A 10538-nucleotide genomic window follows, 5' to 3' on the forward strand; every position below is an offset into this window, starting at 1 on the left:
TCGCCCGCCCTTCGGGTCCCACAAGGGGAGAAGGGGTCACCAACGCCGAGCCACGGGAGCCCTATTCCATGACCACCTTCCTCTTCGACGGCGACGACACAGCTCCCGTCACCATCCTGCTCGCGCATGGCGCCGGCGCGTCGATGGATTCTCCTTCGATGACCGCCACCGCCAAGGCGCTGGCGGCAGTAGGCTTTCAGGTCGCGCGGTTCGAGTTCCACTATATGGCGTTCCGCCGCTATGGCCACCGCAAGCCGCCGCCGCGCGCCGAGACAGTGAACCCGGAATACATCAAGGCGATCGCCGACCTCAGGGCGAGGGGCGTGACCGGGACGTTGATCATCGGCGGCAAATCGATGGGCGGTCGCGTCGCCTCGATGGTGGCGGACGAGATGTTCGCCAGGGGCGAAATCTCGGGCCTGCTTTGCCTCGGCTATCCCTTCCACCCGCCCGGCAAGCCCGAGCAGTTGCGGACCAAGCATCTGGCCGGGTTGACGATACCGACGCTGATCTTCCAGGGCACGCGCGACGAGTTCGGCACGCCCGACGAGGTTGCCGGCTATGGGCTCTCCGACAGCATCGAGATCGTATGGTTGGAGGATGGCGATCACGATCTGAAGCCGCGCAAGAGCATCTCGGGGTTTTCGACCGCCGATCATCTGAAGACGCTGGCCGAAACGGTGAAGGCTTGGACGGGCAAGCTCGTCTCTTGACCCGCCGATGAAAATCGCCTCCTTCAATATCAATAACGTCAACAGCCGGCTGAAGAATCTGCTGACCTGGCTGGCGGCGGCAAGACCCGATGTCGTCTGCCTGCAGGAGTTGAAGGCGCGCGATATGCAGTTTCCGCGCACTGCCCTGGCCGATGCCGGCTACGGCGCGGTGTGGAAGGGGGAGCCGACCTGGAACGGCGTCGCCATACTGGCGCGGGGCGCCGAGCCGGTGCTGACGCGCGATGTGCTGCCCGGCGACGATGCCGACAGGCAGAGCCGCTACATCGAGGCGGCGGTGAACGGAATCGTCATCGGCTGCCTGTACGCGCCGAACGGCAACCCGCAGCCGGGGCCGAAATTTCAGTACAAGCTCGCCTGGCATGACAGGTTCGCCGCGCATGCGGCACAACTGCTCGACACCGGCCTGCCGGTGGTGCTGGCGGGCGACTACAACATCGTGCCCGAGCCGCGCGATATCTATGCCACACGCTCCTATGACGATAACGCGCTGGTACAGCCGGAAAGCCGGGCAGCCTTTGCCGCGCTCATCGAGCAAGGCTGGACGGACGCACTGCGCAAGGTCTACCCCAAAGAGACGCTCTATACCTTCTGGGATTACCGGCGGAACCGCTGGCCGCGCGATGCGGGCTTGCGGCTCGACCATATCCTCCTGTCGAAGAAGCTCGCCCGCAAGCTCAAGGCTGCCGGCATCGACCGCGACGTGCGCGGTGAGGACGGCGCCAGCGACCACGCGCCGGTGTGGGTGGAGTTGCGGTGAGGGGCGGCGTTTGGCGAAGCAGAATGCCCGCTCTCTTTTTCTCCGCCCTTCGGCGACAGCGACCATACAGTATACGGCGCAGAGTAAAATACGGCTCCCTAGCAGTAGACAGTCATTCTGATGGAATTGCCGTGCTTTTGCGTCCGCAAAAGCTCCACTTTCGATTGGGCGAAACTCGTTGAAGAATCCGGAGCTTACCGCTAGCCTCGATCCGGGTGGTCGGAAGAGTGTACGTGGGGTGGAATGTTCGGGTCACTGGAAAAGCTCAAGCAACGGCTGTTGCGGCCGCCGCATGCCTATAGGCCGACGACAGAGTCATTCCCCGACATTGACGTCCAGCGCATTGCAACGGATATGCGGCTTGCGGAGAAAGGCGAGAAGCGGGGCAGGGAGAATCTGCCTCAAAGCGATGACCTACCTTACGATGCCGTTGAAAACGATATCATCGAATTGGTCGGAGCCGCCCAGAAACAATCCCACGATCATCTGGAGAACCAACTTGCGGGGTTCAGGCAGCGTCTCATCGACCTCGACTTTGAATCGCGCTTTGCCAATATAAAAGCGGCATCCACGGCTGGTCTCTCCGACTTGAAAGCCGAATTGCAGATGGGAATCGATGATCTGCATGGGCTGCGTCGCGATCTGAAGGAGGCAGAGTCCTGGCATCGTGATTTCAAGGATCAGAACGGGCTTCGCCGGCCCTGCAAGAAGACCACCGCCATCGGTACGACGTTGAAATGGCTCTTTGTGGTGGCGCTGGTGATGGCAGAGCTCGTCATCAATGGCGAACTGCTTGCAAAGCGAAACGAGCTCGGGCTGGTCGGCGGCATCGTCGAGGCGCTGATCTTCGCGATTCTCAATGTCGGCGTCGCGCTGATGTTCGCCCTCTATGGCGTGCGCGAGATCGCGCATCGCTCGATTTTCCGTAAGTTTGTCGGCATTCTCGCCATCGCGGCCTATATCGGCGCAGCGATTGCCATCAATCTTGGTCTGGCGCATTACCGCGAGGTTGCCGGAACGATCGCGACCAATGGCGACGAGGTGATGCGACGCTTGCTAAGCGCGCCATTCGCGCTGAACGAATTTCGCTCCTGGATACTCTTCTTCCTCGGTGTGATGTTTTCACTCTTTGCCCTGATCGATGGGCTCAGCATGCGTGACACTTATCCAGGCTACGCCACGGTTGATCACCGGCTTGACGAGGCGCGGGCAAATTATCGAAACAAGCGGCAAGGCCTGATCGGCGAGCTTTCCGATGTTCGCAGTGGTTATGAGGACGAACTCGCCGATGCGCGCGCCGACCTCAGCAAGCAGCGGACAGAACACGATGCGATCGTGGCCCATCGCTCTCGGTTGGTTGGGCTGTTCGACGCCCACCAAGCTCAGCTTGAACGTGCGGCAAACAGCCTGTTCCGAATCTACAGGGACGCCAATATCGCTGTACGCACGACACCCGCGCCGGAGCGCTTTTCGCGGCCATACCAACTCGGCCGCATCGGCGTCCAGTATTTCCGCGACGGGGAATGGAACAGCGACGAATTGCAAGCTTCCATCAAGGATGCGCAAGGCGACCTCGACAAGATGCTGGTCGCCCTGGGTGAACAGTTCGAGGCTGCGTTGAAGCAGTATCGCGAACTGGATGTGCTGGTGCCTGAAGCCCAATGAGCGGTCGACGGTCCCGGCGCTCGCCTTCCAACCTTGTCAACTGGGGCTGGATTATTCTATTCGCGCTCGGCCTCATTGCCGCCGCGATAGGCTTTACCTACGTCTATGTCTCGGCGCGCTCGCAACTCGTCGAACTTGACGATCGGCTTTGCCCGGTCGTCGGAGCTGCGTCGCAAACCATCATCCTGATCGATACCACGGATGCAATCGCCGACGTCACCAAACTGAACATCCAGACCCTGCTGCGCGATACCGCCTCCGGCATCCAGCGCGGTGGCTTGCTCGAGATCAGGGCCCTTACATCAGCGGTACCCTATACGAAAGAACTCTTCTCGCTGTGCAACCCCGGCAATGGCGGCGACCTCAGTGCTTTCACCGGCAACGCGGCGCTGGCGCGAGAGCGTTGGCAAGCGGGATTCGGCCAGCCGCTGCTGGTCGCGCTTGAGAAAGCGGTCGAGGCAAACAAGGCCGACAGCTCGCCGATCATGGCCGGCATTCAGTCGATAGCCGTCAGCCATCTGGTCGCCCAGAAAGCGCGTGCGATCCCCTCGCGGCTGATTGTCGTTTCGGACATGTTCGAGAATACCGAATTCTTCTCACACTACCGCGGTTCCACCGATTTCAATGCCTTCAAAAAGTCGCCCGCGGCAAACCGCTTCGCTACGGATCTCGCTGGTAGCGACGTGTCGATCTGGCTCATACGCCGGGCGAAGTCGCCCGTCGACAGCGTCGCGTTGATGGCATTCTGGCAGCAGTGGATTGATTACAATCACGGCGTTTTCAGCTCTGCCAAGTCGTTGCAAGGAGTTGAAGGGTGAGGCGGCCGCGCGTGGCCAGCCGGCAGTTGGACGCTGCGGCGCCACTGGTCTTTATCGTTTTTACCGGCCTGGGCGCCGCCTACATCGTCGTGGCCAAATCGCTTTCCGTGTCGGCATTCGTCGTTACCTTCGTGCCGATCGCGCTGATGATGGGCTACGCGGCGATGATCATGATCGCGCGCGGGCTCCGGCTGCGCGACGACCAAACCGGGGACAACTTCTACTATATGGGCTTCATCTTCACGCTCACCAGCCTCGCCGTTTCGCTTTACCAGTATGGAGGCGGTGGCGCAGTCGACGAGATCGTGCGCAATTTCGGCATCGCGGTTGCCTCCACCATCGCCGGCATTGCATTTCGCATCGTCTTCAATCAGCTCCGACGCGACCCCATGGAAGTGGAACGCGTGTCACGTCTCGAGCTCGCAGAAGCATCCCGCAAGGTGCGCCGGGAACTCGATGGCATCCTGAGCGAGATGAACCATTTCCAACGCTCCAACCAGCAGATGCTGCAAGAGGGCTATCACGAGATACGAACGCAAGTGGAAACCTCGGCGAAATCCCTGGTCCAGTCTCTGGACCTGCTCGCCAAGGAAGCTTCCGAGCACATCAGGGCATCCTCGCTGGCGATGCAGAGCGGAATAGACACCAAGGAGCTGCGGGGCGGCATCGACCAGACAGCCAAGGCAGTTCACGATATCAACGCCATCCTGACCAGCGCCAGCACGCAGATTGCGACCGCGACACAGATGATGGCCGACAAGCTCGCTGGCATGTCGACACCCGACAAGGTCATCGAGGTTCGGCTGGAGCCGGTCGTGGCCGGTTTGCAGCGGGCGATCGAAACCGCCATGAGCGATTTCTCTTCCCGTCTTGGCGATGTGGCGGAGCTTCGGCGCGGGCTGGAACAGTCCACGGCGGAAGCGCTTCGGGCCAGCGATGTGCTCGACAAACTTGCGGCGACATTTGAGGGTTATGATCGAGCGCCGACGCGGCAGGGTCTATTCAGGCGGCTCTGGCGTGGCGGCTAAAGCGCGTTGCATGGTCAGTGTGGGACGATGTCGATGAAGATGCCTTCCTCGCTTATCGCCGAAGGGGAACGCGGCCATCGCCGAGGCGTGGTGCTTGGGCTCACAATGGCCGAGCTTCTCCTCCTTCTGCTTTTCTGCCTCCTTCTGGTCTCGGCCAGCATCGCACAGCGAAAAGATGAGAGGATGGCCGAGCTGCAGGCCTCCGCGAACCTGGACATCACGGTGGGCCAGCTTGCCGACATGCGTGCCGAACTGGCGCGCCTGCAGGCGCTGTTTCCAAAAGCGGCGCTTCCTTTGCCGCCAGCCAACTGGACCGAGCTCGTTGCGGCCAAAGCGGTGATCGACGGGCTTACGGAAAAGGGCATCGATGCCGCGCCGACGTCAGACCCGACGCTGCGGAAATTGCTGCTCGAAATCAGCGAAGCCAAGGCCGCCGACCCCCGTCTGCTGGACCGACTTGAAAAGACGCTCTCGGCCTCCAACGACAGGAGCGCGGACGCTGAATCGTCGATGCAGTGGCCGCCGATGATAACGTTGAGCGACGACGGCTATACATTTGAACGTGGCAGCGCTGCTCTCACCGACGCGTTCCGGGCTCGTTTGCAGACCAAGGTCACGGACGACGTTCTGTCTTTGCTGACACGCTACAAAGTCGATGTCGTCGAGATCGTCGGTCACACGGATGAGCAGAAAATCAATCCGGCCAAGCCGTCCAACCTCGATGCGGTTGCGATCTCGGCGATGAACGGAGCCAGCGCTATCAGCGATTTGACCCCGGCCGACAATGCGGGGCTGGGGCTCTCGCGCGCGATCGCGGTAGCGAACGCGCTGATCCAGACGGGACGGCTGGGCAGTGTGAAGATCATCCCGTTGTCAGCGGCACAGCTCGTAATGCCGGGAGACATTATCGCCGACGGCAGCCACGTTGGCGATGTTCGGGAACGCCGGCGTATCGAGATTCGGGTACGACGGTCCTCGGACGGCGGCACCAATTAACGCGGTGATCGCGCGATTCAGCCTGCTTGGCGGTATCGACAACGACGCCCTTGTTTTGACCGCAGCGCTTTTTCGCAATCGCGTGGCCTGGATCGCAAAGCCTTCGTCGCTTCGCTCCCGCTGCACCGAGGGATCGACGAACGGCGCCCAACTACCCCAGCCACCACCATAGCGCCGCGATCACCGCGATAACGGCCGCCACGCTTAGCGCCAGCATGATGTAGGAGCCCTTGATGATGTCGGCGATGATCTTCTTGATGGCCTCGCGGTCGTTGAGATTGGGGAAGGGCTCGTTCGGTTGCGCCACGTCGAGGAAGTGGCAGAGCGGGGCCCAGCCTTCGCTGACCTTGAACACCAGCAGCTTTTCCGGCGGCACCGCCGCCTTCACTTCCTCGACATATGCGTTGTAGCGCTCCACGGCCTTGGCGCGGTTGCCCATGACGCCGGCTAGCGTGCGGCCCCAGATCAGCCTGCGTGACATGTCGCCGAATTTCCGGCCGAACGGCGTCAGCCATTCCAGGATCTTGAACTGCCAGACATTCTCGGTGAAGTAGATCGTGTCGATGGTGCTCTCGTACCAGGCTTCCGCGCCGCGCGGGTGCAAGGTGAGCAGCACCTTGGCGTCGGGATAGGCGGCCATCAGTTCGCGCCACACGCAGCAGCCTGGATTGTCGACCGTCGCCTTGTAATTGCCGAATACCCGGCTCCAGTCCTGCTGCGTGCCGGGCGGGCTGTTGGCCACCTTGCGCCAGAAATCGAGATGGCCCTTGTTGGCCTTGTTCAGGATCACTTCCTGCATGTGGTAGCAGGGCAGGCCGAGCCTGTTCAGCGCGACGAAGGTCGACCATGTACCGGTGCGCCCGAAGCCAGCCCCGATCAGCGTGAGCGTCATTTGTTCCCCCGACCAAACCAAGGCCGCGTGCTCGCGCCAAAAAAGGACGCCGCGGCAACCCTAGGCATGCCCTGCGCGACAAGGACGCCGCGCCGCAGGATCGATTTGCTCCCTTGCATCGATCTTCTGGCAACACGTTGCGCCCTGGCCGGCATTTGCGCAACAGATTTCTATGGGGCCTGTGTGAGAGGACCGCTGTTGACGTCGGACGATGATAGAAGAAGACGCATTGCCGTCTTGAACGGCGCGGAGCGGATCGGCGTGATGTCCACGCCTCCAGGTGAGACGTTGCCGTCATCGACGCTTTCGCAAAATCAAACGGAGGGCGGGCAGCGCCGCTGCCCGCCCTCGCAGCTCACTCAGCCGCGAGCTTGTCCTGCGTGTTCGTGTCGAAATCGCTGGCGTCGTGGCGTTCGTGCAGCTGCATCGCGGGTTCGCCGAAGGCGCGGTTGACCATGCGTCCGCGCTTGACCGCGGGGCGCTCGTCGATCGCCTTCGCCCACCGCTGCACGCTCTTGTAATCCTGCACCGAAAGGAACTCGCCGGAATCATTGTACATGCGGCCGAGCGCCAGTCCGCCATACCAGGGCCAGACCGCCATGTCGGCGATCGAGTAGCCGGCGCCGGAAAGATATTCGGTTTCGGTCAGGCGGCGGTCGAGCACGTCGAGCTGGCGCTTGGTTTCCATGGCAAAGCGGTCGATGGCGTATTCGATCTTGGTCGGCGCGTACGCATAGAAATGACCGAAGCCGCCGCCGAGATAAGGGGCAGAGCCCATCTGCCAGAACAGCCAGGACAGGGTCTCGGCGCGCGCCGGCTGGTCGGTCGGCAGGAACTCGCCGAACTTTTCGGCGAGATAGGTGAGGATCGAACCGGACTCGAAGACGCGGATGGGCGTGGCGCCGCTGCGGTCCATCAGTGCGGGGATCTTGGAGTTCGGATTGACCTCGACGAAGCCGCTGCCGAACTGGTCGCCATCGTTGATCCTGATCAGCCAGGCGTCGTATTCGGCGCCCTTGTGGCCAAGCGCCAGCAGTTCCTCCAGCATGATCGTCACCTTGACGCCGTTCGGCGTCGCCAGCGAATAGAGCTGCAACGGGTGCTTGCCCACCGGCAGCACCTTGTCATGCGTAGGGCCGGCGATCGGGCGGTTGATGCTGGCGAAGGCGCCGCCGCTCGGCTTGTTCCAGGTCCATACTTTCGGCGGAGTGTATTCGGTCATCGCGGGGCCTCGTATTGTGGGGAGAGACAGGTTGGAAGCGGGACTGGCAGTTGCACCTACAGCTAGGGCTGCAAACGGGAAAGTTCAACTTGCGTTGAACTATTGTCAATGACCATGCCTCATCTTCCCTTTGGGCTTCGAAAGGATGGAGGGGATGCCCCCCAACCCCTTGCGCCTTGGTTCGCGTGCCATACCTATAGGAACGTGACCCCCAAGCCCGTCCAGGACAAGAGCATGCCCATCAATCCCAACAGACGCTCCGTCGTGGCGGTGCGCGCCACCATTCCAGACGATGCCTTCACTGCCGGGGCATTGGGCACGCTGCGCGAAGGCAGCGGCGTCGTTATCCGCGAGAATGGGTTGGTGCTGACCATCGGCTATCTCATTACCGAGGCGGAAGAGGTGTGGCTTACGACCCATGACGGCCGCGTCGTGCCGGCGCATGCGCTGGCCTACGACCAGGAATCGGGCTTTGGCCTGGTTCAGGCGCTGGCGCCGCTTGGCCTGCCGGCGGTGGCGCTGGGCGACGCCGGCAGAGCCAAAATCGGGGACAGCGTGGTGCTCGCCGACGGCATCGGCCAGTCGGTTCAGGCCAGGATCGTCACCAAGCAGGAATTCGCCGGCTATTGGGAATACCTGCTCGAGGAAGCGATCTTCATCGCGCCGGCGCATCCTTCCTGGGGCGGCGCGGCGCTGTTCGATGCAAAGGGCGCGCTGCTCGGCGTCGGGTCGCTGCGCCTGCAGATGAGCCGCAACGGCGAGGTCGCCGATATCAACATGGTGGTGCCGATCGACCTGTTGCCGCCCATCCTCGACGATCTCCTGACGCGCGGCCAGGTGGCGCGGCCGCCACGGCCATGGCTCGGCGCCCTCTCGGCCGAAAGCGACGGCCGGGTGGTGGTGATGAGCGTGACCGAAGGCGGTCCGGCCGCCAAGGCGGGCCTGCGCGAGGGCGACGTCATCTCCGACATACGAGACGGCGCGGTCGACGGGCTGGCCGATTTCTATCGCAAACTATGGGAGAGCGGTTCGGCCGGCGCCGAGATCCCGATGCGGGTCCTGCGCGACGGCCGCGAAACCTGGCTGCGCGTCAAATCCGCCGACCGCGACAGTTTCCTGAAGAAGCCGCAATTGCAGTGAGCGCGTTACCTTCTCGACAGCAGAGAAGGAAAGCTCACAGCCCAGTCTAAAAGAAAAAGCCGCCGTCGCTTGCGCGAGGGCGGCTTTTTCCTGGGAGGACGTCAAGAAGAAGACGATCAAGAGATTCAAGATACCGTTCTATCTCCTTGTTCGGGCTTGAGAAGATCAAGCCGCGGCCTTGTGCTTCCTGACGGCGTGCTTGTGGCTGTGCTTGCGTACAGGCTTCTTCACATGCCTGCTGGCGTGCTTGCGATGCGACCGCATTGATGGCAAACGAAATGCCAAGCAGGGCACCCATCCATCCGGTCGAACGTGGTTTCATTTTCGGGACCATCCCTTTGCGTTGCGCCGCGACCGGTTCCGGCCGCCGCGGGGGTGGTTATCGCAGCACCGCTTTTCTCCAGTTTTTTCCCGGACGTTGAATCTTGTTTCTAAAGTGTGTCTGGAGGGCGCTTCTCCCTCCTCCGCTGTGGGAAGACGTAAGAGCGCTGCGCCCGCTGCGGCGCTTCTGCCTCTTTCCCCGCCGCTGTCATTCGCGTATGGGCCGGGGCAACTCCCGCACCCTCACATCAGCCTCCCGGACCACTCATGATCAGACTTGAAAACATCGGCAAGCAGAACGGCCGTCAGCTTGTCTTCATCGAGGCGTCGGCCGCCTTGCAGAAAGGCGAAAAGGTCGGGCTCGTCGGCCCCAACGGCGCCGGCAAGACAACACTGTTTCGCATGATCACCGGGCAGGAACAGCCCGACGAGGGCCAGGTGCAGGTCGATCGCGGCGTCACGATCGGCTATTTCAGCCAGGATGTCGGCGATATGGACGGCCGTAGCGCGGTGGCCGAAGTGATGAACGGCGCCGGGCCGGTGAGCGAAGTGGCGGCCGAGATGGCGGCGCTGGAGGCGGCTATGGCTGATCCCGACCAGGCGGACCGGATGGACGAGATCATCGAACGCTATGGCGAGGCGCAGCACCGCTTCGAGGAACTCGACGGCTATGCGCTCGACGGCCGGGCGCGGGAAGTGCTCGACGGTCTCGGTTTCTCGCAGGAGATGATGGACGGCGACGTCGGAAAACTCTCCGGCGGCTGGAAGATGCGCGTGGCGCTGGCACGCATTCTGCTGATGCGGCCCGACGCCATGCTGCTCGACGAGCCGAGCAACCATCTCGACCTGGAAAGCCTGATCTGGCTCGAGCAGTTCCTGAAGAATTATGACGGCGCGCTCCTGATGACCTCGCACGACCGCGAGTTCATGAACCGCATCGTCAACAAGGTGGTGGAGATCGACGG

11 protein-coding genes are annotated in these 10538 nt (G+C 62.1%); 8 read left to right on the plus strand and 3 right to left on the minus strand.

The window, feature by feature from the left end; genetic code table 11:
* Nucleotides 1-68 precede the first annotated feature (68 nt).
* The 6 genes from FJ942_RS19770 (at nt 69) to FJ942_RS19795 (ending at nt 5998) form a co-directional block, all read left to right on the plus strand.
* On the plus strand, nt 69-713 hold the full coding sequence (locus FJ942_RS19770; RefSeq protein WP_140898706.1) for an alpha/beta fold hydrolase: 645 nt from the start codon (nt 69-71) through the stop codon (nt 711-713).
* 7 nt (nt 714-720) lie between these two features.
* Entirely contained in the window at nt 721-1491 is a 771-nt protein-coding gene (locus tag FJ942_RS19775) for an exodeoxyribonuclease III (protein ID WP_140622913.1), read from the plus strand.
* A 243-nt stretch (nt 1492-1734) separates the two neighbouring features.
* Nucleotides 1735-3156 carry a hypothetical protein gene (locus FJ942_RS19780; RefSeq protein WP_140499050.1) on the plus strand — a complete coding sequence of 474 codons (1422 nt, stop codon included), beginning with the start codon at nt 1735-1737 and terminating at the stop codon, nt 3154-3156.
* A complete protein-coding gene (locus FJ942_RS19785) occupies nt 3153-3974 on the plus strand; it encodes a hypothetical protein (RefSeq protein ID WP_140685669.1) in 822 nt (273 codons plus the stop codon). The genes FJ942_RS19780 and FJ942_RS19785 overlap by 4 nt, the downstream gene beginning before the upstream one ends.
* Entirely contained in the window at nt 3971-5002 is a 1032-nt protein-coding gene (locus tag FJ942_RS19790) for a hypothetical protein (RefSeq protein WP_140499046.1), read from the plus strand. Before FJ942_RS19785 ends, FJ942_RS19790 begins: the two co-directional genes overlap by 4 nt.
* Nucleotides 5003-5035: 33 nt before the next feature.
* Nucleotides 5036-5998, plus strand: coding sequence for a hypothetical protein (locus FJ942_RS19795; RefSeq protein WP_181169977.1), 963 nt, complete (start codon nt 5036-5038; stop codon nt 5996-5998).
* Nucleotides 5999-6149: 151 nt separating this feature from the next.
* Here the strand turns inward: FJ942_RS19795 and FJ942_RS19800 are convergent, their stop codons facing one another.
* A complete protein-coding gene (locus FJ942_RS19800) occupies nt 6150-6890 on the minus strand; it encodes a sulfotransferase family protein (protein ID WP_140499042.1) in 741 nt (246 codons plus the stop codon).
* A 355-nt stretch (nt 6891-7245) separates the two neighbouring features.
* Complete coding sequence (yghU, locus tag FJ942_RS19805) at nt 7246-8112, minus strand: glutathione-dependent disulfide-bond oxidoreductase (RefSeq protein WP_140898711.1); 867 nt, start codon at nt 8110-8112, stop codon at nt 7246-7248.
* A gap of 234 nt (nt 8113-8346) precedes the next feature.
* On the opposite strand from yghU, the gene FJ942_RS19810 reads away from it, so the two are divergent.
* On the plus strand, nt 8347-9252 hold the full coding sequence (locus FJ942_RS19810) for a S1C family serine protease (protein WP_140898713.1): 906 nt from the start codon (nt 8347-8349) through the stop codon (nt 9250-9252).
* A gap of 46 nt (nt 9253-9298) precedes the next feature.
* On the opposite strand, the gene FJ942_RS19815 is transcribed toward FJ942_RS19810, so the two are convergent.
* On the minus strand, nt 9299-9574 hold the full coding sequence (locus FJ942_RS19815; protein ID WP_140898715.1) for a hypothetical protein: 276 nt from the start codon (nt 9572-9574) through the stop codon (nt 9299-9301).
* Between the two features lie 266 nt (nt 9575-9840).
* On the opposite strand from FJ942_RS19815, the gene FJ942_RS19820 reads away from it, so the two are divergent.
* Nucleotides 9841-10538: ATP-binding cassette domain-containing protein (locus FJ942_RS19820; RefSeq protein WP_140898717.1), on the plus strand; the 698-nt coding region annotated here is incomplete at its 3' end.

Source organism: Mesorhizobium sp. B2-4-2, from assembly GCF_006442845.1.
GTDB lineage: Bacteria > Pseudomonadota > Alphaproteobacteria > Rhizobiales > Rhizobiaceae > Mesorhizobium.